The sequence below is a fragment of the Arenimonas soli genome, assembly GCF_014643775.1.
GTDB lineage: Bacteria > Pseudomonadota > Gammaproteobacteria > Xanthomonadales > Xanthomonadaceae > Arenimonas > Arenimonas soli.
Map to the genome: position 1 here is coordinate 422,900 of NZ_BMKC01000002.1, position 23,797 is coordinate 446,696.

Consider the following 23,797-nt stretch of genomic DNA (forward strand, 5'->3'; position numbering starts at 1 on the left):
GTGGTCAGGGCCGCTACTGTCATTTTGTTAAGCACTTGTAAACATCACCGTTCCGGCCTTCCGGCCTTGAGCAGTGGAGTAAGACAAGATGCAATCCCGTACGCTTTCCGCGTCCATCCAGCGCGCGCTGCTGGCGATGGCGGCGGTTTCGGCCGGCGCCCTGGCGACGACCAGCGCATTCGCGCAGGAGTCGGAAGAAGACGCCGCGACCCTCGACACCATCGAAGTCACCGGTTCGCGCCTCAAGCGCGCCGACATCGAAGGCGCGGTGCCCGTGGTCGTCATCGACCGCGCCGACATCGACGCTTCCGGCGACGTTTCCGTGGCCGACGTGCTGCGCGACTCGACCTTCGCCTCGTTCGGCAACTTCAAGCCGCAGTCGGGTTCTTCGGCCCAGTCGCTGGCCACCATCGACCTGCGCGGCGTCGGCTCGGGCCGCACCCTGGTGTTGATCGACGGCCGCCGGGCCCCGACCAACCCGATGTCGGCGTCCTCGGGCTCCGACCTCAATGCCATTCCGCTGGCGGCGGTCGAGCGCATCGAAATCCTGTCCGACGGCGCCTCCGCCGTGTACGGCTCCGACGCGATCGGCGGCGTGGTCAACATCATCCTGCGCAAGGACTTCAACGGCGCCGAGATCCGCTACGGGATCGGTTCGACCGAAGTCACCGGCGGCGACCTGCAGGACATGTCGGTGGTGTTCGGCTCCTCGTCCGACCGCACCCGCGTGATCGGCGGCGCGGCTTCCTCCAAGCGCGGCATGGTCTTCACCCGCGACCAGATCGGCGGCCAGACCCCGGGCGTGTCCACCTACGGCAACAACTACTACAACTGGGACACCCAGGCGATCGAGGCCGTGCCGGGCTTCAGCTGCGACCAGGGTGCGTTCTACTTCCTGGGCAACGGCCTGTGCTCGTTCAACTTCAATTCGGTGGCCGCCAACGACGCCAAGGTGGACAACACCTCGGTGTTCATCCGCGCCGACCACCAGATCAACGACAACTGGTCGGTCTACGGCGCCGCCACGATGACCAAGGTCGAAACCTTCGGCCGCTACGCGCCGGTCCCGGGCGTGGTGGTCGTTGACGACGGCACCCAGAGCGACATCAACGGCGGCGTTGCCTGCGGCCCGGGCGGCTGCGCCCCCGGCACCACCGACGGCCTGCCGACGTACTACTTCCACCGCTTCGCCGCCGCCGGCAACCGCGACAACTGGACCGACACCACCAATGCCGACTACCTGGTGGGCTTCCAGGGCCAGCTGACCGACACCATCGGCCTGGACTTCGGCCTGCGCCGCACCGACTACAAGTACGTCGAACTGGGCCGCGGCTACATCGTCGCCACCCTGGCCAACGAAGCCGCCAACAACGGCGACTACGACCTGTCCGACCCGTACGCCGCCGACCCGGACGTGCTGTCGGGCATGCAGGCGACGATCAGCCGTGACTCGCGCTGGACCACCGACGAGATCTACGCCCTGCTCAGCTTCGACCTGTTCGAAATGGGCGGCGGCACCTCCAACGGCGTGTTCGGCGTCGAATACCGCGAAGACACCCTGGTCGACCAGTACGACTCGCTGTCCGAGGCCGGCCTGGTGCTGGGTTCGTCGGGCAATTCCTCGGCCGGTTCGCGCGACGCCAAGGCGGCGTACTTCGAGTGGCTGCTGCCGTTCACCAGCAACTTCGACGTGACCCTCGCCGGCCGCTTCGACTCCTACAGCGACTACGGCAACGACTTCTCGCCCAAGGTCGCCATGCGCTGGCAGCCGCTGGAAACCCTGACCCTGCGTGGTTCCTACGGCCAGGGCTTCCGCGCCCCGGGCCTGGACATCCTGACCCAGAAGACCACCTTCTCGGCCGAACCGGTCAACGACCCCCAGTCCTGCATCGCCCTGGGCCAGCCGGCCAACTGCCAGCTGCAGGTGGACACCTTCTTCCAGGCCAATCCCGAGCTGGAGTCGGAGCAGTCCACGCAGTTCAGCGTCGGCCTGGTCTGGGACCCGCTGGAATGGCTTGATTTCTCGGTGGACTACTACGCCATCGAGGTCGAGAACACGATCAACCAGATCACCCCGCAGGCGATCATCAACTCCGACCTGGATCCGGCCACCTACGGCCCGATCCCGCCGGGCATGAGCATCACCCGCCGGGCCAATGGTTCGATCGACCAGATCGTGGCCGGCTACGCCAACCAGGGCACGCTGGACACCGACGGCATCGATTTCCGGATGAACACCAATTTCGACCTCGGTGCCTGGGGCCAGCTGCGCAACCAGCTGACGATCTCGTACATCAACAGCTACGACATCGACGACGGCCTGGGCAACGTCACCGAGTTCCTGGACATCAACGGCTACCCGGACCGCCGCGGTTCGCTGAACAACACCTGGACCTTCGGCGACTTCACCGCCGGCTGGAACATCAACTACATCGGTGAAAACGGCCCGGTCGGCGGCTACGCCACCAACGACGTGCAGCTGTCCTGGCAGGCGCCGTGGAACGGCACCATCACCGTCGGTGCCACCAACGTGGGTGACCGCTACCCCGAACTGGTGGCCTTCGACGGCCGGCCGTGGAACTTCTACCTGTACGACGCCTACGGTCGCACGACCTACCTGCGCTACACGCAGACGTTCTGAGGTCCCCGGTCCGCGGCGCCACCCCGAAGGCGCCGCGGCACGGAAGACAAGGCCCGCGATGGAAATCGCGGGCCTTTTTCGTGGCGCGGGGAGCGGTGGCCGGCGCCGGCGACGGGGCCTTCAGGCCGCGCCGGCGCGGCGAACCTGCGAGGTGGTGGTGCCGAAGTTGGCCTTGAACGAGCGGCAGAACGCGCTCTTGCTTTCGAAGCCGATCACTTCCGAGATGTCGCCGATGGGCATGCGGGTGTCGCGCACCAAGGCCCAGGACCGCAGCACGCGCAGGCGGTTGGCGTGTTCGAGCGGCGTTTCACCAAACACTTCGCGGTACAGGCGGATAAGGTGGGTCGGCGAATAGTTGGCGACTTCGGCCAGGCTGGTGAGGTCGAGCCTGGCCGGGCGGCCGAAGGTGATCAGGTGGCGCACGCGCATCAGGCGCAGCAGCACCTGTTCGCGCCGCTGCCGCGTGCGGCCGCTGCAGGCGTCCAGGTAGATGCGCACCGGTGCCTGGCTTTCGTGAACGGCCGCGACCAGCGCGCCCAGCGCCGCTTCGTTGCGCGGCTGGCCGTGCCGGGACAGGCGGGCGACGCGCAGCATCAGGCGACGAAGCTCGCGGCCCGGGCGAACCTGCCAGGGCATCAGCAGGCGGTCACTGCCGCCGGGCTGGTCGCGCAGGCGACGTGCCCACAGGTGCGCGGGGCCGGCGATGCCGATCGCGCCAACCTTGCCCGGCGCCGAAAGCCGCAGCGGGCCGTCCTGCCAGGCAAGCAAGCGGCCCTTGGCGACCTCGCCCTGGAAGGCAGGCGCCTGCACGCCCAGGCTGCCCTGCAGCACCCACCAGGCCGAGGCCCAGCCGGCGGGAATGTCCACCTGCGCGCCGCGTGCGGCGGCGACGACCACGTGGAAACGTTCGGCCACCGGAACGACCGCGCCGGCGAAACCCAGGCGGTGGAACTCAGCGGTGGAGAAAAGTGCAGCCGGGCACATCGACGGATATCCGCGGGGACATTTCCCCAGTTTGCACGTGCGCCCGCGGCCGGCATATGCAGGAGGTCATGTCCACGCGGACGTCCGCGCGGACAGTTCGGAATGGTTCAGAAAACCCTTCAAAACAAGGCTTTGCGTGACTATTGCAATCGCAATCCATGCACACGGCGAGGGCGTCGTCCCGGTCCAAGATGTCGCCGTCCGCGATGCCAAACTCTCTCTCCAACGGCACGGCGACCCTGGAACCTTCACAGAGTGGGTTCGGGACCAACAGGTTCGTCTTCGCAGGCACGGCCCGAACGGATTCGGGCCGTTTTTGTTTCTGAACCCGCCGGCCCGGCATGGCGCGTAGCATGGCGTCATTCGGGAGCGGGAGCGGTAGATGCGCCGGTGTATCACCCTGGGATTGCTTGCCTGCCTGGCCGTGCTGTCGGTGGCGACGGCGGCCACCGCCGCGCCGGTCGCGGGCGCGTCGCTGCGCCTGCTGCCCGGTGAATACCTGTGGACGCCGGAACTGGCGCCGGTGGGTCCGGTGCTGGTGCTAGTCAGCCTTCCGGAGCAGCGCGCCTACGTGTATCGCAACGGCGTGCGCATCGGCGTCGCCACCGCCAGCACCGGCAAACCCGGGTACGACACGCCCACCGGCGTGTTCAGCGTGCTGCAGAAAAAGCGCGAGCACTATTCCAACCTCTACGACGACGCGCCGATGCCGTACATGCAGCGGCTTACCTGGGACGGCATCGCGCTGCACGCCGGGCGGGTGCCGGGTTATCCAGCCTCGCATGGCTGCGTGCGCCTGCCCGAGGCCTTCGCCGAGAAACTCTATGACGTGACCACGCGCGGCATGACCGTGGTCATCACCGACGACCCCGCCCGCGTGCCGATGCTTGCCGACCCCAGCCTGTTCCCGGCAAGCCCGCCCGCGCCGACCGTGGGCACGCGCGTGGCCGACCTGTCGCTGCCAGTGCCGGCCGGCGCGGGTTTCAGCTGGCAGTCCGGCAAGGCGCCGCCCGGCCAGGTGACCGTGGTGCTGAGCCTGTCGGACCGCGAAATGGTGGTGATGCGCGAAGGGGTCGAGATCGGCCGCGGCCCGGTGAAGCTGGCCGGTACGCCGCCCGTCGGCACCCGTGCCTACCTGCTGCTCGATGGCGTGCAGCCCGATGCGGCCACTTCCTTGCCGGACCGGCCGCGCCGCCGCTGGCTGCGGGTGCTGGGCGACGGCGCCGACGACCCGGCCGGCGTCCTGGGCCAGGCGGGCCTGGACGCGGATCCGCGTTTCCTGGCGCGGGTCTACGACATCCTGGTGCCCGGGGCCACGCTGGTGGTCACCGACGAGGCCCTGCGCCGGGCCCCGGCGCTGACCGTGATCGAGGCGGGGGATGAAATCCCGCCGGCCCGGCCCCATGCTGAGGGGCAATGACCCTGGAGACCTCCTGATGGCCTTCCTGCGAACCCTGTCCTGCGCCGCCCTGCTGGCCGCCGGGCCGGCGCTGGCCAAGCCCACGCTGCTCGAGAAGCTGCAGGCCCAGGCGCCCGAGGCCGACGCCCGGGTGCTGGCCCTGGCGCTGCAGGCGCGCGAATGCGCGCTGGCCAGCGCGCCGTCGGCACGTCGGCTGGCGGTGATCGACTACTCGCGGCCGTCCACCGAGCCCCGGCTGTGGGTGTTCGACCTGGACCAGGGCCGGCTGCTGTTCGCTGAACACGTGGCGCACGGCCAGGGCAGCGGCGGCAACATCGCCACCGATTTTTCCAATCGCGAAGGCAGCCACCAGTCCAGCCTCGGCCTGTTCCGCACCGGCGAGACCTACCACGGTGGCAACGGCTACTCGATGCGCATGGACGGCCTGGAGCCGGGCGTCAACGACGCCGCCCGCGACCGGCTGATCGTGATGCACGGCGCGCCCTACGTGAACCCGCTGGCCGCGGCGGTGCAGGGCCGGCTGGGGCGCAGCTACGGCTGCCCCGCGGTGCGTCCCGAAGTGGCGCGCAGGGTGATCGACACCCTCAAGCAGGGCCAGCTGATCTTCGCCTACTACCCTGATCCAGGCTGGCTCGACAGCTCGCGTTTCCTGGGCTGTGGCCGTGACGCGCAGCGGCGGGTGGACACCGCGCACCGGACCTGACTCGGAACCGCTGGTCGGGCGCCCGCCTGGACGCTCCAACCAGGTGCAGCGCCGGGGGCCGCTGCTTTGCGGGCACTAGTCGTCAATACCGAACTCCGCCTTCGCCTGTTCCAATCCAAGAGGTTCCAGCGCTTGGATCATCTCCTGAGCGATCTCGCCGCGGGAACGACGCCGGTCCACCAGGTACTTGAGCGCGGCACGTGAGCCGATGCGGTTGGACAACAGGTCCTCTTCGAGAAATGCCGACATCGGGGCGACCCAGACTTGCGCCACCTCCACAGCCCATGACGACAGCAAGGATGCACCCGGCACATAGACCAGCGGATGACTCGTTGTAGAAACCACGTGTTTGATGTCGATCCAGCCGCCAAGTCGCGTGTACACGTAGCGGCGCTCGGGGTCGATATGGCGCCCGACGTTACCAAGCCACCAGTTGCGTCGGTTGGTGTCGCGGATGGCGGCATCAATGCGGGTTCCGATCTCATCGGGTTCAACGTACTCCTCGAGGTTGCCGACATCGCTCCAGGTGGCGGTGATCGGCGAAGCCAGCGCGTCGCGACAGGTATCGGAGCAGATTCGACCCTCTACCATGCGCAACGCGGGGCGGGGCGATCGGCATTGATTGACTGGCGATTCGGTCAACGGCTCACACGGCGCCGCCGCAAGCTCAGCCTGGGTCGGCAGTTCGGCCAGCCACCGGTCGTCGGCGTCGACTTCGCCGGCGATGAACTCGGGCTCGAGCCCATTGTGCAGGCGAAGGTCCACCCGGTACTGGGCCTCCGCACGTAGCCTGTAATGGGCCCTCAGCAGCGGTCGGCTCTCCAGGTGTTTGGCGTAGCCGATCGAGAAGGCGCGCTCACCCGGCGCCACATAGACAACCACCTTCTGCTCGCGATGAAGCAGGGCGACCGGTTGATTGTCGATGACGACCACCGTGCCCATCATCCGGCCCGGGAGGCCGCGCTCCCGAACGAAGGTCACGCGAACCGGACGAGCTTCCGACGGCTGGAGCCAGGTGGCGTCAAGAATCTGGGAGGGAGCGACCAGGTGGGCCTCCCGAGCAGGAATGCTGCGGGTGCTCGTGGCGCACGCGCCCAATAGCAGCGGAATCAGTAGCGCGAAAATTCTCATTCAGGTCCCTGTTTCTCTAGGTAGGGTTGAGTGCCGTTTGGAGCAGAGGCTTGTGGCGGAACGCGTGGACGCAGCAGGAAGAGCACGAATGTCGCGGCGAGCATCGCGAGGAAATTGATCAGCCAAAACAATGAGAATCCCATGGCGTTTGCGATTGGCACGCCCAGAGCACCGAGGGCGAGCACCACGGCGGCTTCACGCGTGCCAATGCCCGCAACCGAAAGCGGCAGGCTCGCGACCACCGTGGCCATCGTCACAACGGCGTAGACAGACAGCGCATCGATCTCGACCTGGGCCGCGCGTGCGAACAGCCAGACCTGGAGGATCGCCAGTGCCTGCGAAAGGATCGACAGCCCGGTGGCCGCAACCAGCGTGCGGCGGCTGAAGCGACTGTCCACGACCGGAACCGGCCTGGCAGCACCGTTGGCGGAGCGCGCCTGGAGACGGGCGGCAGCGATGGCGACCCGTCGCTGCAACCAGCCGGGTCGGAGCAGCAGCGCGATAAGGACGCCAGCGAACACCACGAAGGTGATGCGAATCGCGTCGACAATGCCACTGTCGGTAACCGTCGCCAACGCACCGAATAGTCCGATGACGAGCAGGCACGGCACCAGGTCGAACGCACGGTCAAAGACCACCGAAAGCGCCGCCACTCCGAGATCGGGCTGTCGGTGCCGAATCATCCAGACTCGACTCAGCTCACCGAGTTTGCCGGGACTCACCAAGCCGAGGAAGAAGCTGGCGCCGTATATTCGCGCCAGCTCGCCGGCCGGGAGTGCCGCCCCGCCAGCCCCGAGGATGAGGTTCCAGCGCCAGGCGCGCAGCGTGATCAGGGCTGCGGTAACCAGAAAGCCAGCGAGTGCCGGCCCTGCCGCCAGCTCGGGAGTCCACGCCTGCATTCTGCTGCCCGGGTCCAGGTGCAACACCAGCGCCGTGGTTGCAATGGTGCCCAGCGCGGCCCGAAGCCACAGCGAGTCCAGGATCCGTCGCCGGAGAACAGTCACGGCCTGCCCGAACGGATCGTAGCCGTTGCGATCATGCCGGCGACTGCGCCGACGTAAGCACCAGCGACGACGTCACCAATGAAATGGGTGTTCGTAAGTACGTAGGCGCAGAACGATACCAAGCTGAAGATGGCCAGCGGAAGGCGCAGGCGGGGGTAGAGCGCCATCAACGGCAGGACAGTCGCCAGCAGCACCACCGTCGAACCAGAGGGGAAGGCTTGATACGGTTTGGTGACGCCGGCAAACGCATGAAAACCGTGCAGGCCGTCGTTGATGTAGCCAAGGCTGGACGGAGAACAGCCCGACGAGATCGCCTCGGGTCCAGGATCCACGACGTTGCGGGGCCACGTGCGCCCGAATGCCCGCTTCAGCATGTCCTTGACCGCAAGCGCAACAAGCAGGGTGGCGGCGATTACTGCATATGCCCGCTCGACCTGCCCACCGCGCCCGTAGCCGCGGCGGATCGCATGCACGACCAGGAACAGCGCAGCCCCTGGCGCAATGAGGATCGGAGCGCTCAGGAACTGCAGCATCCAAGGGTACGTGTCCAGGCCATGACGGTGGATCCAGGTGGCGGCTGGAAGGTCCAGCCAACGGATACACGCCATGCTGGCCAGAAATGCCAGCGGGAGGCCGAACAAGGCGAATCGTGCAGCCGCCCTCCATTCTGGCGTGGGAGTCGACGCGGCGACAACGTGGGGGGAGCGGTTCATTCGGCAAGGGACTCGTGCAAGTGGGACAGGATCAGTGAAATGCGAGCAGTGTCGCGACGAACACCGGCAGCGCGGCCAGGAGTGAATCGAGGCGATCGACCAGGCCGCCGTGTCCGGGCAGCACGCAACCACTGTCCTTGACGCGTGCGTGCCGCTTCATGAGGCTGCTGAACAGGTCGCCGATGGCCGCAAAGCTGAGCGCGGGCATCGTCGCGGCGAATACCAGCACGCGCTCGCCCATGCCCAGCTCCCAGGGCGCCAACAAAAGCCCCGCACCCAACACCGACGTCAGTGCAAGTGCCGCGAGCAAGACGCCGAAGTTCTTGTTCGGGCTGACACCGGGTGCGATCAGTGGCCAGCGGGCAAGCCCGCCGGCATAGTTGCCAAGGACGTAGCACAGCGTGTCCAGCGTGCAGACCAGCGCTATCAGGTACAGCAGCAGGAAGCGACCTTGGGGCTGCTCCAGAACCCAGGTCGCGGCGGTGAACATTACCAGCGCCAGCAAGAGCCCGATGGTCGACTTGAAGAGGCTACCGACAAGCGACGCGTTGGCGCAGAAGCCCGCGTGGCGAAGCCACGCGAAAGCTCCCAGCCACAGCGCCAGGCCAAGCCAGATCCACGCCGCGCGATAGCCGCCGGTGTCGCTGGAAATGACCAGACAGGCGACTGCGCACAGCAACACTCCGCCGATTCGCAGGGGAATGGCGCGCACGCCACTCAAGGCCAGCCACTCCCAGTACACGCCCATTGAAATCAGGGCAGCAAGCACCGCTAGTGCTCCCTCCGGCAGCGCCAGGACGGCACCCAACGCAGCCGTGGCAAGCGCAAGCGCGGTCACGACGCGGGGGGCGAGATCGGAGGGATGCATGACGACGGGTTCCTGCATGGGATCGTGAAACAGCGGGTCGACGGCGCTCGTCCACAGGCGGGCAACACTTGTCGTCGGCGACGCTCGGTGTATACAATACTACAGCGCTACAAGTAGACCCGTCTACAGGATTCCGGATGAACGACCACAGCATCAAACTGCTCCCCCGTGCCTACGCCGTGCGCGACGCCAACGGTCGCCGCCGTGCCGTCAGCGTCCGCGACGCGCTGCGACAGTACGGACGGTCATTGAACTTTCTCGCCGATCGCAGGCGCACGTTGCATGCACTGTTCGAGGCGAGCCACCTGCTGATGCTGGTGCCCACGGTGGTGTTTTTCGTCTATTTCGCCAACCTGGCGACGATGCTGTTCTTCTTCGCCGTATTCCTGTTCCTCGCCAACGTCACCAATACCGTTTGGTACCACCGCTACTGCAGCCACCGTGCGTTCCGGTTCGTCAGCCCGCTACTTCCCAGGATCTGCCTATGGCTGAACCCACTGGGATACCGCGAGGAGGTTTATGCGCTGGTGCACCACGTCCATCACTCCAATGCCGACGAAGAGAATGATCCCAACGGCCCCCAACTGGGATGGCTGGGCAACTACATCGCGTCCTACTTCGAGATCGATACCGATATCAGCGAAGCGCAGTACGAACGCATAAAGGCGAGGCTGAAGCACATAGGAATGCCATTCTCCAGCTACGCCAGCTTTCGCCGTTGGGGGTGCGTGGAATCGATCCCGCACTACCTGGCCCGCTGGACCCTGGCCACGGTCCTTTGGGCCGCCCTGTGGTATGCGCTGGGGGGGTTGCCCCTGCTGATGGCCTGGTTCGCAGTGCAGTTCTGCTGGCACGGGGCGGTACGGGACTTCAACTTCCGCGGGCACGGCAGCATTGAGGCCCCGGGGCAGGTGGACGGCGTGGACTTTGACCGCAGCTCGTTCGCACGCAATCAGCGCTTCTACGGGCTTCTGGCAGGCGAGTGGCATAATAATCACCATGCCTTCCGCGCCTCTGCGAACTCGGGGTTCCTGCCGGGCCAGTTGGACGTGCCCTTTCAGTTCATCCGCCTCCTTAAAAAATGCCGCCTTGTATCGCACTACCACGATCATCGCCAGCAGTTCATGGACCGGTATGCCGACGAGATGCAGCGGCATCGACCAGAGCTGGGCGGCGCCACTGCGTCTTCGAACTGACCAGGCCCGACGTGCCGGGGACCCATGACCCCCGCCGTTAAGGTGGCTCCCGCCAGCGGAGAGATGTCGCTGGTTGATCTGACCCGGCGCCTGGGTAATGGCACGATGGAGCAGGTTGTCGCCGCCTTGGGCGAGCGGCGGTTGGCGCCGCTACGCGTACTTGTGCTGGGCTTGGCCCTGGTCTGGGTGATGGGCTGGCGAACTGCCGGCACGCAGCCCGTGCTCGTCGCCGACGCCCATCGGGTCTACCCATGGGCAGTTGCCGTCTTTGTCATCAGCGCGCTTTGGTGGCTGGCGCTCCGGTCCGGCCGGATACGTACTAGCACCCGCGTCGATGCTGTCGGAACAGTCGCCAACTATCTGATCATCGCAGTACTGACCAAACACGCCTTCCTGCTGCTTATCACTTTGGAGGCGGTGCTTCCCTTCCTCGCCATCCTGGTCGGCGCGCGATATAGCCAGCGGTGGTTCAAGCTCGCGGTCGCCGCATCGTTCGCCGTACTGCTGTGGTCGGCACCGCCCGGCTACTGGCTTAGCCGGCCAGCCTATCTGGTCTATGCAATCGTGCTTACGGTTGGTTTGCCATTGTTGATAGGTCGCATCCTCTCGGCCCTGCGCGAAGTGTCGCTGCAGGCCTTGGAGGCGATGGACGCCCAAAACCGCTTCGTCGGCGCCATGTCGCACGAATTGCGCACGCCGCTGAACGTGATCATCAATGCCATCGCCCTCATCGACCGGGAAGGGCTGAGCACCGAACAGCGCGATCTGCTGGCCCAAAGCGCCACCAGTGCGCGGGCGATGGCGAACCGGGTCGACAACGTGCTGGACGTGGCACTGCAAACCGCAGGCCGGATCGAACTGCGCAAGCAGTCACTGGACCCGCGCGACCTCATGCGAACCGTGCGTGACATCAACGCACCCGAAGCGGCAGAGCGGGGCGTCGCACTGTCGGTGTGCCTCGCCCATGACATCCCAGGGGCGCTGCTCGGCGACCAGGGCCGGATCGAGCAGGTCCTGAGCAACTTGACGGGCAATGCCATCCGCTACACGCCGTCCGGCGGCCGGGTTGACGTCACGCTACAAGCCCTGCCGGCCGACTTGCCGGGAGAAGTGGAGCTGGTCTGTACTGTCGCAGACACTGGAATCGGCATTCCCGACGCCGAGAAGGCGCGAATCTTCGAGGCCTTCTACCAGGTCAGCAGCGGCGCCGCGCGCGTGCATGGTGGAGTCGGGCTGGGGTTGTTCATCGTCCGCAGCGTCACAGAGCGGCTTGGCGGCTCCATGACGGTTGGGGACAATCCCGGTGGTGGCACGATCTTCACCTGGCGCGTGCGGTTGCCGGTCGCCAAGGACATCGCGCCGGTTGAGGGTCCGGAATCGCTGCAAGCCCTCCTGCGCGAGCATCGATCACGCGTGGCTCCCGTGCGCTGTCTGGTCGTGGACGACCATGCTCCGAACGTCGACATCATGCGGCGCCTGCTCGGCGGTGCCGGTCACGCCGTGCATGCGGTCGACAATGGCCGGGATGGGCTGGCGGCCATCCGGGGAGGCGATTTCGACCTGGCGTTTCTCGACCTGCACATGCCCCAGATGTCGGGGGGCGAGGTACTCGACGCGCTTCGCGAAGACCCGCCTGTGCGGCCTGTCCCCGTAATCGTCCTAAGCGCCCAATGTGATCAGGATGCTGTTTCCACCACGATCGCAAGGGGGGCCGCCGCCTTCGTCAGCAAGCCGGTATCGGCCCGGCGGCTCCTCGCAGTTGTTCACCGATACGCAGCGGCCGGTGCTGTCACCGACGACACGCAAGACAGCCCGATGCCGTCGCCCCTCGATGAGCTCCGCCAATTCGGCGATTCCCGCGCCGTCGGCAAACTCCTGCGCGAGGTCCGTGCCGGCCTGGCCCAGAGAATGCATGCGCTGGAGCGGGCCAGCGATTGCCCTGTCCGCGCCGGCGATGCGTTGCACGGGCTCCGCAATGAATTCGCGACGATTGGCAACTATTCCGGCATTTCCCTGGTTGCGCGGACGGAGCATGGCTTGCGTGCTGGCGTGGAAATTGACGGTGATATGAAGGCGATACAACGCGAAGTCCAGTCGGCTAGGGCCTGGATCGCCACCCAGCCCGAGTTCCAGCTGACCAACCGGAGCTGAACATGCCCGTGCTGGATTTCCTTCCCATGCAGCCCGGTTCGCTTCCGGCGCTGGTTGCCGCGATGCAACTGCGCGAACAGGCTTGCCCCGGACTGAAGCCTGACAACGCCGCGCGCTGGATCTGGCGCGGCGCGGTCGGCGCCCGTGCCCCTTTGGCGATTGTCTACCTTCACGGGTTCACAGCCAGCCCCGGCGAATGCGCAGACGCCCCTGAACGGCTGGCGGCTGCCCTCGGCGCCAACGCCTATGTTCCCCGGCTTCCGGGACATGGACTGATCGCCGATGACGCGCTGCAAGGCATAACGGAGGATGATTGGCTGGGCGCGGCCCGCGAGGCGCTGGCCATCGGCAATGCGCTGGGAGAGCGCGTCGTGCTGGTCGGCAGTTCGCTCGGGGCCAGCCTGGCGACGTTGCTGGCCGCCGACCACGCTGACGTAGTCGCAGCGGTGGTTTCCTGGTCGTTGGGCGTGCGGCCCTACGACCCGGCCGAACTCGATCGCCTTTGTGCGTCAGACGACATAGTGCGTGATCCGCGCCCGCGCAGCGAGGCACAGCTGACGTATTGGTCGGCTGGCGTGCATCCGGATGGGTTTCTTGCCTTGCGGCAACTGCTGGCAACCCAGATGACACCCGCTACCGCTGCCCGGGTGGGCGTGCCCTACCTTCTTGCCTGCTACCACGGCTCGTCCCCACAGCAAGACCGCACTGCCTCGGTGGCAGCAATGCGCGAGTTCTTCGATGCGCTGGCAACGCCCGCGGAGCAGCGTCGGTTTCTTGCCTATTCCCCGGGCGCCCATTCGATTGCCTCACCTTGGCGGTCTGCTGCGGCGGAGGCCGTTCTCCAGGACACGATCTCGTTTGTTCGCGAGTATGTGCCCGGCGCTCAGGATTCCGTCGGGGCCTGAGCAAGGAGCGACGACAGGGACCTCCAAGCGTCGTCGATGCTGGCGTCAAGTTCGACCTCGAACGCCGGCCAAGCCGCGGGCAGCTCTGGCAGGGGCAGCTCGAGCAGACGCCGGCAAGCTGCCACTACGCGCTCGGCGCCCACGAGGTAGGCCGCGCCGCGCACTGCCCGCACACGGCATAGCGCATCGCGCCAGTCATGCTGTCGCGCCACCCCCATTTCCCGGCGGTAATTGAGGACGTCACGGAAATTCTCCAACAGCGCACCCGACGGGTCACCGTCCAGCAAGGTGCGGTGAGCCGTGTCGAGTCGAATCGTGCCCACCGGCACCGCCGCCAGCTCGGGGAGGCGGTCGGCGCGTTCACAGACCTGGGCGATCGCGTCGAGCAAACGACGCGCCGACATCGGCTTGTTCAGGAACATCCAGGCGCCGGCGGCCACGCAGGCCTCGCGCATGCGGGCAGAAGTGTCGCCGGTCAACACGATGAAGGGCAGTGCCGCACCACCACGCCCGTCCAGTCGGCTCAGTTTGATCAGGTCCAGACCGGTAATCCCCGGCAAACCGAGGTCAACCACCGCCACGTCGAAAGGCTCCCCGGCCTGGAGCTGGGCAAGGGCTGCATCGCCGTCGCGAGCGAGCACCGCCGAATGTCCGCCGCGTTCGAGGGCGGCGATGATTACGTGGGCGTTGCTGGCCTGGTCTTCGGCCACGAGCACACGCTTGCGCGGGACCCGGGAACGGTGACGCGCATAGTGATCGTTGAAAGGCACGACAGCGTCGTTGCAGGGCTGGCCAGGGCTTCTGGAATGTAGGCGCGCGGGTAGCCGCAAGGTGTAAACGGTGCCCGGCGTCCCGGTCGCACACTCGATGTCGCCGCCGAACGCGCGCGCGATGGAACGGGCGACGTGAAGATTCAAGCCGGTGCCGGGCGGATTGCCGCCGGGAAGGATGCCGTCCAGGCCGTAGGGTTCGAACAGCCGCGCCACGGCCTCTGGCGCCAGGCTAGGGCCGGTGTCGGCGACCGAGAGCTGCAGTTCGTCGCCAGACTCGGCGTGTAGGGTCACTTCGACGTGGCCGCGTCCGGTGGCGGCCAGCGCGTGGTCTATGAGATTGGCGCAGGCGGCGTGCAGCCAGGCCAGGTCGGTCTCCAACAGGTCGGGCGCACCGGGTTCCACGTGCAGTTCGAAGTGCAGTCCCTTGCCGATCGCGGTCGACATTCGCGAGGCCACCAGCTCCTGCAGCATCGGCTGCAGTTCAGCGATTCCGGTGACCGGCGTCGGCGGGACCAGCCACGCCCCGGCGTTTCGAACCAACGCCATCAGCCGCTCGGAGGAGTCCCGCATGGCCAGCAATCGGCTGCGTTCACAGGTCTTTCCGTCGTACAACAACGCTTCGCAGTTTCCGGTGATCGCCGTCAGCGCATTGCGGATCTCCGCGCCCAGACGGTGGACGACGGCGTGTTGCTTCGCCTGTTCGGTGGCGTGGCGGGCGCGCAGCCGGGCGAGTGATCGGGCGGAAAGTTGCCAGCCGAGCAGCGCTGTGACGGCCAGGAGCACGCATAGCGCTCCAAGTAGTTGAACGGGGGGAGAGGGCATCATTGCGGTGAAGGCGGGGGGCGGATTATCCTATTCTACAAATCTTGCCAGTCACGATGTAGCGCCCGGAACGGGGTGGAGGCCGCTTGTCAGAAACGCCGGTTTCCCGAATCGACAGGATCGTCGCCCACCGGCTCGTGATCGGTAGCCTGCCTGCATGCCGGCAATGGGGTGGTGCGATCAGCCTGCGGGGCGACGGCAGTGCCGTCGAGGGAGTGGCCGCGGTCGTCGACGCCCTGCGCATGGACCTGCTGGGCCGGATCGGGGACATCGCCCACGACGAGCCACTGATGCCGCTGGACCCGCTTGACCTGCCGCTCAATGCGACAGGGCAGGATGTCGCTGTCGGCATCGAGCTGACGCTCAATCACTTGCCGCGACGCAGTGAATGGGAACGCGCAATCGCCGACCGGAACGACGGAACCACCGTCGAAGGCGTTTTCTCGGCGCTGTGCGAGATCCGCCGGATGCTGCACAAATGCCTGGGCGAATGCCCGGAGCCACGGTCGACAACCCAACCCACCTTCCGGACCTGAGGACGCCAAAATGCGCGAAGCCAAATCCAATGCCCGCCTGGGAATCGTTGACAGCTCAGTGCCGACCGAAGACCAGACCACCATCCGCGTTCGCAAGGAACTCCAGGAACTGCTTCGCGTCATTGCCGCTCTCGAAGGCAAGACCATCTTCTCGGTAACCGACACGGTGCTGACCGAGTACGTCCGTCGCTACGAGGCCACTAGCGGCCGCCCATTGCTCCCACGCGCCGCCCGTAAGTCGCGCTGAGCCCACCCTGACCTCCGGGGGGGGGGCGACCTCCCGCCCAATGCGGATTGACCGCGATCGACGGGGTGTATTATTGTAGAGGCCTAGTATCCAGTACATGTAGCCGACGGGAGTCCGGTCGGCCTGCGTAAGGAGCGCGCATGGCCTTCTGGCCGCCGACAGCAAGTATCGAACCCTTCCGCCTGGGCGGCAGGGAGTTCCTGTGACGCTGAGTCCGCAGCTGCTGGACGAAGTGCAATGGCTGCGCGTGGCCGTGTACCTGGTGCTCGGCCCAATTGCCGTCGGCCATCTGTGCACGTACCTCAAGCTGCGGCACGGCTGGGCGAGCGGCTACACGCGCAAGTTGAACCACCTGGGGATCATGCTGATCACGGCGCCGTTGCTGGCCGTATTGCCGGATACCCAGTTGATCATGTCGGTTCTGGTGGCCACCTCGCTGCAGGTCGTCCTGTACACGAGTGCGGCATACAGCGAACGCCCCCTGCTGCATGCGCTGGCCGTACATAGCCTGCGCGAGCGAGATGCGCCACGCAGCCGCTTCTTCTTCCTGATGCCGATGATCACCACCAATGTTTCCCTGGTGGCCGCGGTGCTGTTGTTTCCAATGCTCCTCGTGAAGATCGCGTTCTTTACGGTCGCCGTGGCAGACGGCATGGCCGAGCCGGTTGGTCTGCGTTTCGGCAAGGGCAACACCTACCAGATCCCCGACCTGGTATGGGGTGGACGAAACACCAAATCGATCGCTGGCTCCGGCGCCGTATTCGTCCTGGCATTGGCCACCAGCCTGCTATTGCTGAGCTGGGTGCACGGACTGACGCCCGCCGTGCTGCTTACGTGTGGCGCATACGCCACGGCGATGACACTGCTCGAGGCCGTATCGCCGCGTGGCTCGGACAACATGCTGATGATCTTGCTAGGACCCTTGTTCCTGATGGGCCTGATGCACGTGACTGCCCTTGCTTCCTGACCCCCCCATGACCGCATCGCTACCTTCAACCTGCGACACCCCACAGACCGAAACCGGCCGCCAAGGCCCTCGCCTGGGCCGCTGGCTCTGTGATTGGGCCGCGAGACGGGAACAGCGCCGCGCCGGCCTGAGCTCACGGACCCTGGTCGCCGGAGGCACCGTTCTTCACGTGCTGGACGGCGGTGCAGTCGCAGCGGACGCAGAAGCGTTCGTTCTTCTCCATGGCTTCAGTGGTGAAGCCCGGGTATGGACACGCTTCGCCCGCTACCTGGCGCCGAACTTTCGGATCATCATCCCCGACCTGGCCGGCCACGGCGACAGCGACTTCGACAGCCAGCTCGACTACTCCATCCCAGCCCACGCGGAGCGGGTGCTGGCGCTGCTCGACGAGTTGGGCATAGCCCGGGCCCACGTCGCGGGAAACTCGATGGGCGGATCGATCGCCGCCTGGATCGCGGCCTATCGACCCGAAAGGGTGGCAACGCTGACCCTGATCAGCCCAGCCGGGCTTCGGGCGCCGTCGCGGAGTGCGTTCGATCAACAACTCGAGCGCGGAGAGAATCCGTTCCTGATCGAAGACCGCCATGCTTTCGACGCGTTCTACGCACAGATCATGGCCCGTCCACCGTACACGCCGGGCCCGGTGCGGGACTGGATCGCTCATGATTTCCGTGAGCGCCGCGAGCGGATCGCCCGGATGTTTCGGGACTTCGTGACGAGCCCGGATCCGACGCCCGTGTTGTCGAAGATCAGCGCCCCCACACTGATTCTCTGGGGCGGTCGCGACCGCATAGTCGATCCCAGTGCTGCGAGCCTGTGGTGCCACGGAATCACCGGTTCCAGGACCGAGGTTTGGCCCTGGCTCGGCCACATGCCGATGCTGGAGGATCCACGAAGCACCGCGAACTGCGTGGCTGGGTTCGTCGCGGAACCGCGTGCAACGCCGGCGGAGACCCATGGCCCAGCATTGGTGGAGACCACGCTTGAGGGTCTCGGCGGCTGCGTTCATCGGCTGCTCCGCGGCGAGGTGCGCGCCGTTCTGGTGAAATCGGCGATGCCTAGGGAGGCCTGTGACCGCGTCTGGAGAAACTTTTCTTCCAGTGGCGGTCTCTATCGTCGTTCCGATGGTGTCTCGGGCGAGATGGTCGGCACCAACGCGTTCCTCAAGAGTTCCGGGGAAATCATCGATGACTACCTGCAGAACAACGCCCACGCGGAGGCGTTGTTCCAGGGTGTTCCAAACCTGTACCGCCAGCTCTTCGACTGCATCGAAGACGCGGGCTATCGCTTCCGGAACGCCTATGTCGATGGCGTTCCTGCACCGACCCACCGCGGAACCGTCTGGAACGATATCGCGGACGACAGCCTGGTACTCAAGGCGCACACCGATTGGCCACAGGTCACCAATTCCGGCCTGGAGTACAGCGACGTGGAACACCCGATCGCAGTGAACTTCTACCCCAGGCATCCCTCCGGCGGCGCGAGTCGGGTCCGGCTGTATGACTTCGTGCCGTCTGCGCAGTGGCTGGCGGAGCGGGGAATACTCAGGAGTGGCTATCCGATCGAGCAAGCCGAACTCGAGGGCATCGACTACGTCGACATCGCGCCGGAGGCAGGCGACCTGCTCCTGTTCGCTGCCGCGAACGTACACGCGGTGTTCAACGCCTCGCGTGTCGACGACGTGAGATTGAACGTCAATGGATTCATCGGTCTCTCCCAGGCCTCCGGGCGGGTGCTGGCATGGGCCTGACGCCAAAGCTGGACAAGCCTGACGCGATCGACGCCACCGTCGTCCGCAATGTCGACGTCATCTCTCCGGTAGAGCAGGCTGCCCTGCGCGCCGGACGTCTGCTGGTGGCAGGCTGCGGCAGCGTTGGCGGCAGCATCGTCGAGCCCCTGGTGAGGATGGGACTGGGCGCGGTTGTGCTGGCTGACCCGGAAGATTTCGATCTGAGCAACATCAACCGGCAAGCCTGCCTGCTGGCAGACGTGGGTCGTTCGAAGGCGGAGGTCCTCGACGAACGCGCGCGAGCCATAAATCCACACCTCGATAGCCACGTTCTGGTCGACGGCCTCACCGATGAGAACATCGAGGAAGCGTTCACTGGGGTCAATCTGGTCTTCGACGCGGTCGACGCGGCAACCTCACCCTGGGCCAAGTACCGCTTGCATGAGATCGCCTGCGAGCGTCGCATCCCAGTGATGGCGGGGTTTGATTTTGGCGGCAAGGCCGTGGTCTACGTATTCGACTACCGTCTGCGTTCGACGACGCCGTTCTATGGGCGCGCGACGGCCCAGGCACACCGGGAAGGCCGGCTGGCCGATTGTCTGAAGTGGCTTGGCTACAGGCACTACCCTGCCGACTTCCTGCCGATCATTCAGGATCGCCTGATCAGCCGAAAACCTTGGCCTCAGGTCGCCTACTGCGTGCAAGCAATGGGTGCGCTGGGCACACGTGCGGCTGTCGAACTCCTGGCACATCGCCGGGTTCCGCATGTACTAAGCTTCGACGCCCATATGGCCATGCGTGGACCATGGGCGCGCATTCGCGAGGTTTCGCGAATCCCGCTGCGGTTGCTCGGCGCACTGGCAGCCTCGCGACGCGCGCCCAGCGCGGCCGTTGCACCTGAAGCGGAACTCGACCCCCTTCAGAAGCGACTTGCGTCCGACCCGGTACTCAAGCGTGTCCTGGAGGCCATGGTCACCGCACCGTCGCCGCACAATTGCCAGCCCTGGCAATTCCACCTTCTTCCCGGCCGTTCCATCCGCATCGGATGGAACCGAGCAAGAGGGCTGCCGGCAGTTGACCCCCAAGCCTGGGCGATAGCCTACAGCCTGGGCTGCGCGCTGGAGGCGGCGGCGACGATTGCCGACGTCGACTTCGAGCCGGCGCCACCGGGCAACGAGACCGACCCGGACTACTTCGCAGGTACGCTCCATGTGCGCGGATTCCGTGCCGCCGACTACGCCCGCGGACTCGGGCTTCTGCATGAACGCTCGACACATCGCCACGCGTTCCTCGACGTACCGCTTCCCGCGAACGTGGCCGCCCGATGCGACGAACTGGCAGCGCCGCTGCGTGCCCGCGCCGTATGCGCGCGGCCAGAGCCGGACCTGCTGCACTCACTGGGGTTTGACGGCGCACTGACCCTGTTCCGACAGCCCGCCTACGTACGCGAGCTGTTCGAGCACCTTCGGCTTAGCGATGCGCAAGAGCTGGCGACCCCGACGGGCTTCTCTGCGGACTCTCTGGTGCTGGATCCATTCTCCCTCCGCGCGCTCTCCCTGTTGCGCGCGTTCCCGCGCCTGCACAGATGGGCCGATCGATTCGGCCTCGCGCGCCTGATGGCCCACTGGTCCACGGCCATCCTTCGCAAGCGCGCGAACTACGTCGTGGTGAGCACAGACGACTGGACAAGCTCCGGGCGCGTCAACGTCGGCCGCGCACTCATGCGGGTCTGGCTTGAACTCGGCCGATCGCACTTCGTCTGTCAGCCGGTCGACTTTCCGATCAGCAGTGAAGCCGGGCGTGCCCGGATTCGAGAGATCTTCGGACTAGATCCCAGCCAGCGCCCGGTAGTACTTCTCCGTGTCGGACGAGCGCGCCGCCGCCATCTCAGGCGTTCGCCCAGATTGCCACTGGCTGCGTTCTGCATCGTCGAGCCCACGGCCGAAGCGACTGCAACCCCTCTCCCCGCCACGGCGGTGGAGGCCTGACATGGCAGCCGTCCTCGTCGTCGGCGCAACAGGCCAGCTGGGCCTCGAAGTCGTCGAACGCCTCTGCGCCGAAGGTCGCCACCATGTCCGGGCGCTGGCACGACGGCCAGCACAAGCCGCGACACTTTTCGGGACCGACGTGGAGGTCGTGCCCGGAGACCTGCGCGACCGCGACAGCCTCAATGCTGCCTGCCACGGCATTGATGTTGTCATCGCCACCGCGACCGTGGTCTTTCCACGGGGGAAAGACAATTTTCGCGACGACGAGGAAGGCGGTTACCGGAACCTAATCGCGGCCTGCACCGCCGCCGGCGTGCGCCAGTTCATATTCGTCTCCCTGTGCGTTCCTTTCGAAGCGGAGTTCGTGGCGGCGTCGCCAACCTATCGAACCAAGCAATGGATCGAAAACCAGCTGTTCGAATCGCCGTTGGCGTACACCATCCTCAGATGCGCCCCGTTCATGGACGACTACTTCGCTTTGATCGGCAGTCGCATCCCACTGCGCGGAGAGCGCGCCGCAACGCTTGACCGCTCGGCCGGCGTGGCCCGGGTCACGCGCAGGCTCTTCGGGGATTCGATTGAACGATTCGGACGCGCGTGGGTGCCGGGATCATCCGGTCATCGGCACGCCTTCGTCGCCCTCGGCGACGTCGCTGCCCATGCAATCGCTGCGATCGACCATCCGGATGCGAACCGAGCGATATTCGACATCGCCGGTCCGCAGTCCGCCTCCTGGGCCGAGATTGGAATGCTCTACTCCAACCTGTTGGAGCGTCCCGTGGCCGTGCACGCCGTCCCCGCATGGGTGCTACGCGGATTGTCCCTTCTTATGCGCCCGTTCTCCGAATCGCTATCAAACCAGCTGGCGATCCTCTGGATCCTGGCGAAGGCCGAAACGCGGGTCGACTCCGCGATCGTGGCGGAGCGCCTACGGGTCCGCCGCACCAGCGCCCATGAATACCTCGCGGCGAAACTGCGAATCAGCGAATCGGTGCCGAGGGCCGGCTCATGACCCTGGCCGCCCCGCAATCACACACGTTCGTCGATCCCCATCCGCTTGAATGCGAACTGGGCGGCGAACTTCCCATCCTTGAACTGGCGTACACGACCTGGGGTCAACTGGCTCCCGATGGTGGCAACGTCGTCTGGGTAATGCACCCTCTCACCTGCAACGCCAATCCGCAGGCCTGGTGGCCGGCCTTGGTGGGTCCCGGGCGCAGCATCGATCCGCAACGCCACTTCGTGATCTGTGCCAACTCCTTGGGCTCCTGCTATGGAAGCAGTGGTCCTACCAGCACCAACCCGCGCACCGGAACCCAATACGGCCGTGAGTTTCCGCTGATTACGTTGCGCGATGTCATCGTTGCCTTCGAAAGGTTGCGCGAGCACCTGGGAATCGATCGGATTCACCTGGGCATCGGTGGGTCCTACGGGGGCCAGCAGCTGCTTGAGTGGATGGCAACCAGGCCGGCTTTGTTCGAACAGGCCTGCGTAGTCGGGGCGGACCTGAGGCAGACCCCATGGGCGGTCGCGCTCAACGAAACCCAGCGCATGGCGCTGGAGGCCGATCCCGGATTCGCCAGTGGCCGCGCCGGAGCAGGGACAAGGGGGCTGGCGGCGGCGCGTGCGCTGGCCATGCTGTCCTATCGCAGTCCGCGCGCCTATCGCGTCAAGCAATCCGAGGCCGACGACGCGGTCGCCGCCGGTCATCGTGCGGCCAGCTACCAGCGCCACGTCGGCAACAGGTTCACCGAGCGCTTCGACCCCCTTGCCTACTGGACTCTCACCCGGGCGATGGACAGCCACAACCCGGCGCGTGGCCGGAGTTCACTACGAGAAGCCTTCGCGGCCGTCGCTGCCCACACCTTGTTCATCGCGCTCGAGGACGACCAACTGTTTCCACCCGCCGAGATCGCGGCCTCCCTTGCCGACTTTCCAGGCGCAGAACTGGTCACGATCGCGTCCGAGTACGGCCATGACGGAATCCTCGCCCACGGCGACGAAATCGCCCGCGTACTTGCCCGGTTCCTCGAACGCAACGAGCTGGTCTCGCGTCCCCCGAGCTGGTCCAGAACCGCCTCTTGCCGAGTCTGACTATGATGAAGCCGAAAATTCCCGCCCGATTCACCCGCACCGACTCCTGGGCTGGCATCTGGTACCTGCTGCATGGCTGTGTGCTTTGGTTTGGTTCAGGCTTTTCGGCCTACGCGCTCTGGCAGTTGGAAGCCTGGCCTCCGGTCCTGCGACTGCCACTGATCGCACTCGCAACGGTGGGGGCAGCCGCCGGCATGTTCTTCCTGGGCTCGCTGGGGCACGAGGGCTTTCATGGGAACCTGCACCGCCAGCGCGACGTCAGCATGCTGATGGGGATAGTTGGATCGCTGGGCGCCCCACTGTTTCTTTCCACCGGCGTGAACCTCGGGCACTGGCGACACCATAGTCACACGAACACCGAGCGTGATCCGGACTTCGTGCTCTACCGGGGGAACCGCAGCCTATTGGCTCGGCTTCGAGTGCCGCTGTCGACCAGTGCGCAGAGTCTTCGGAACGTCGCTGGTCTGTTGGTGGGCAATGTTCCGATGGACAGCGCAATCCCCTTCAGCCGTCGACGGATGCAAGGCTATGTCCTGCTCAATATCGTCCTGGTCGGTGCGTCGACCACAGCGTTCGCCGTCTTGGCGTTCAAGGATCCGGTGCTGTTCGCCTGCCTGGTAGCAGCGCCGGCGCTGGTTGCGCAGGCGTACTGGTCGCTGCACCCCTACATCGAGCACGGCGGCACGGGGACCCAGGCACATCTTGCCGCAAGAAACTGCACATCGCCGGTCTATCGCGTGCTTCTCCTCGGCTATACCTGGCACCTGTGCCACCACCTCTACCCGCGCGTGCAGACGCACAAGTTGCCGGCCTTGGCGCGCCACTTGCGAGAAGTCGGCTACTTCGGCGACGACGTCGTCGACGAGCCAAGACTGCTCGGTGCCCTGCGCACGGGCATGACCCGGGCGCTCAGCGCCTAACCGTT

The 23,797-nt window shown here is 65.9% G+C and carries 20 protein-coding genes; 14 read left to right on the plus strand and 6 right to left on the minus strand.

The window, feature by feature from the left end; all coding sequences use genetic code 11:
- Positions 1–88: 88 nt before the first annotated feature.
- The gene (locus tag IEX13_RS10045; protein WP_188663731.1) at positions 89–2,641 is read left to right on the plus strand and encodes a TonB-dependent receptor plug domain-containing protein; all 2,553 of its coding nucleotides are present in this window, start codon (positions 89–91) and stop codon (positions 2,639–2,641) included.
- 120 nt (positions 2,642–2,761) lie between these two features.
- Here the strand turns inward: IEX13_RS10045 and IEX13_RS10050 are convergent, their stop codons facing one another.
- Complete coding sequence (locus tag IEX13_RS10050) at positions 2,762–3,625, minus strand: helix-turn-helix transcriptional regulator (protein WP_188663733.1); 864 nt, start codon at positions 3,623–3,625, stop codon at positions 2,762–2,764.
- A 382-nt stretch (positions 3,626–4,007) separates the two neighbouring features.
- Here IEX13_RS10050 and IEX13_RS10055 point away from each other — a divergent pair, with 382 nt between their 5' ends.
- Together IEX13_RS10055 and IEX13_RS10060 are read left to right on the plus strand one after the other, a co-directional pair.
- Positions 4,008–5,045 (plus strand): L,D-transpeptidase, encoded by a 1,038-nt coding sequence (locus tag IEX13_RS10055; protein WP_188663735.1) that lies wholly within the window; start codon positions 4,008–4,010, stop codon positions 5,043–5,045.
- A gap of 16 nt (positions 5,046–5,061) precedes the next feature.
- On the plus strand, positions 5,062–5,748 hold the full coding sequence (locus IEX13_RS10060; RefSeq protein WP_229668514.1) for a murein L,D-transpeptidase catalytic domain family protein: 687 nt from the start codon (positions 5,062–5,064) through the stop codon (positions 5,746–5,748).
- 75 nt (positions 5,749–5,823) lie between these two features.
- Here the strand turns inward: IEX13_RS10060 and IEX13_RS10065 are convergent, their stop codons facing one another.
- From IEX13_RS10065 to IEX13_RS10080, 4 genes are all read right to left on the minus strand, one after another.
- Positions 5,824–6,879 (minus strand): hypothetical protein, encoded by a 1,056-nt coding sequence (locus IEX13_RS10065; RefSeq protein ID WP_188663739.1) that lies wholly within the window; start codon positions 6,877–6,879, stop codon positions 5,824–5,826.
- Entirely contained in the window at positions 6,876–7,883 is a 1,008-nt protein-coding gene (locus IEX13_RS10070) for a lysylphosphatidylglycerol synthase transmembrane domain-containing protein (protein WP_188663741.1), read from the minus strand. The genes IEX13_RS10065 and IEX13_RS10070 overlap by 4 nt, the downstream gene beginning before the upstream one ends.
- Complete coding sequence (locus IEX13_RS10075; RefSeq protein WP_188663743.1) at positions 7,880–8,524, minus strand: phosphatase PAP2 family protein; 645 nt, start codon at positions 8,522–8,524, stop codon at positions 7,880–7,882. The genes IEX13_RS10070 and IEX13_RS10075 overlap by 4 nt, the downstream gene beginning before the upstream one ends.
- 103 nt (positions 8,525–8,627) lie before the next feature.
- On the minus strand, positions 8,628–9,464 hold the full coding sequence (locus tag IEX13_RS10080) for a phosphatidate cytidylyltransferase (RefSeq protein ID WP_188663746.1): 837 nt from the start codon (positions 9,462–9,464) through the stop codon (positions 8,628–8,630).
- 137 nt (positions 9,465–9,601) lie between these two features.
- Here IEX13_RS10080 and IEX13_RS10085 point away from each other — a divergent pair, with 137 nt between their 5' ends.
- The 3 genes from IEX13_RS10085 to IEX13_RS10095 are packed head-to-tail and all read left to right on the plus strand — an operon-like array spanning position 9,602 to position 13,716.
- Entirely contained in the window at positions 9,602–10,660 is a 1,059-nt protein-coding gene (locus tag IEX13_RS10085) for a hypothetical protein (protein ID WP_188663748.1), read from the plus strand.
- A gap of 24 nt (positions 10,661–10,684) precedes the next feature.
- Positions 10,685–12,811, plus strand: a complete 2,127-nt coding sequence (locus IEX13_RS10090; RefSeq protein ID WP_188663749.1) for a hybrid sensor histidine kinase/response regulator — start codon at positions 10,685–10,687, stop codon at positions 12,809–12,811.
- Positions 12,812–12,813: 2 nt separating this feature from the next.
- Entirely contained in the window at positions 12,814–13,716 is a 903-nt protein-coding gene (locus IEX13_RS10095; protein WP_188663751.1) for an alpha/beta hydrolase, read from the plus strand.
- On the opposite strand, the gene IEX13_RS10100 is transcribed toward IEX13_RS10095, so the two are convergent.
- Positions 13,695–15,272 carry an ATP-binding response regulator gene (locus IEX13_RS10100; protein WP_188663752.1) on the minus strand — a complete coding sequence of 526 codons (1,578 nt, stop codon included), beginning with the start codon at positions 15,270–15,272 and terminating at the stop codon, positions 13,695–13,697. The genes IEX13_RS10095 and IEX13_RS10100 overlap by 22 nt on opposite strands.
- Positions 15,273–15,397: 125 nt before the next feature.
- Between IEX13_RS10100 and IEX13_RS10105 the strand changes: the two genes are divergently transcribed.
- From IEX13_RS10105 to IEX13_RS10140, 8 genes are all read left to right on the plus strand, one after another.
- Entirely contained in the window at positions 15,398–15,847 is a 450-nt protein-coding gene (locus IEX13_RS10105; RefSeq protein WP_188663754.1) for a hypothetical protein, read from the plus strand.
- Positions 15,848–15,857: 10 nt separating this feature from the next.
- Positions 15,858–16,094, plus strand: a complete 237-nt coding sequence (locus tag IEX13_RS10110; RefSeq protein ID WP_188663756.1) for a hypothetical protein — start codon at positions 15,858–15,860, stop codon at positions 16,092–16,094.
- Positions 16,095–16,296: 202 nt separating this feature from the next.
- Entirely contained in the window at positions 16,297–17,061 is a 765-nt protein-coding gene (locus IEX13_RS10115; protein WP_188663758.1) for a diacylglycerol/polyprenol kinase family protein, read from the plus strand.
- 7 nt (positions 17,062–17,068) lie between these two features.
- Complete coding sequence (locus IEX13_RS10120) at positions 17,069–18,811, plus strand: alpha/beta fold hydrolase (RefSeq protein ID WP_188663760.1); 1,743 nt, start codon at positions 17,069–17,071, stop codon at positions 18,809–18,811.
- Positions 18,802–20,778, plus strand: coding sequence for a ThiF family adenylyltransferase (locus IEX13_RS10125; RefSeq protein ID WP_188663762.1), 1,977 nt, complete (start codon positions 18,802–18,804; stop codon positions 20,776–20,778). The genes IEX13_RS10120 and IEX13_RS10125 overlap by 10 nt, the downstream gene beginning before the upstream one ends.
- A 1-nt stretch (position 20,779) precedes the next feature.
- Positions 20,780–21,790, plus strand: a complete 1,011-nt coding sequence (locus tag IEX13_RS10130; protein WP_188663764.1) for an SDR family oxidoreductase — start codon at positions 20,780–20,782, stop codon at positions 21,788–21,790.
- Entirely contained in the window at positions 21,787–22,872 is a 1,086-nt protein-coding gene (locus IEX13_RS10135; RefSeq protein ID WP_188663766.1) for a homoserine O-acetyltransferase family protein, read from the plus strand. Before IEX13_RS10130 ends, IEX13_RS10135 begins: the two co-directional genes overlap by 4 nt.
- A 5-nt stretch (positions 22,873–22,877) precedes the next feature.
- Positions 22,878–23,792 (plus strand): fatty acid desaturase family protein, encoded by a 915-nt coding sequence (locus IEX13_RS10140; protein WP_188663768.1) that lies wholly within the window; start codon positions 22,878–22,880, stop codon positions 23,790–23,792.
- Positions 23,793–23,797 lie beyond the last annotated feature (5 nt).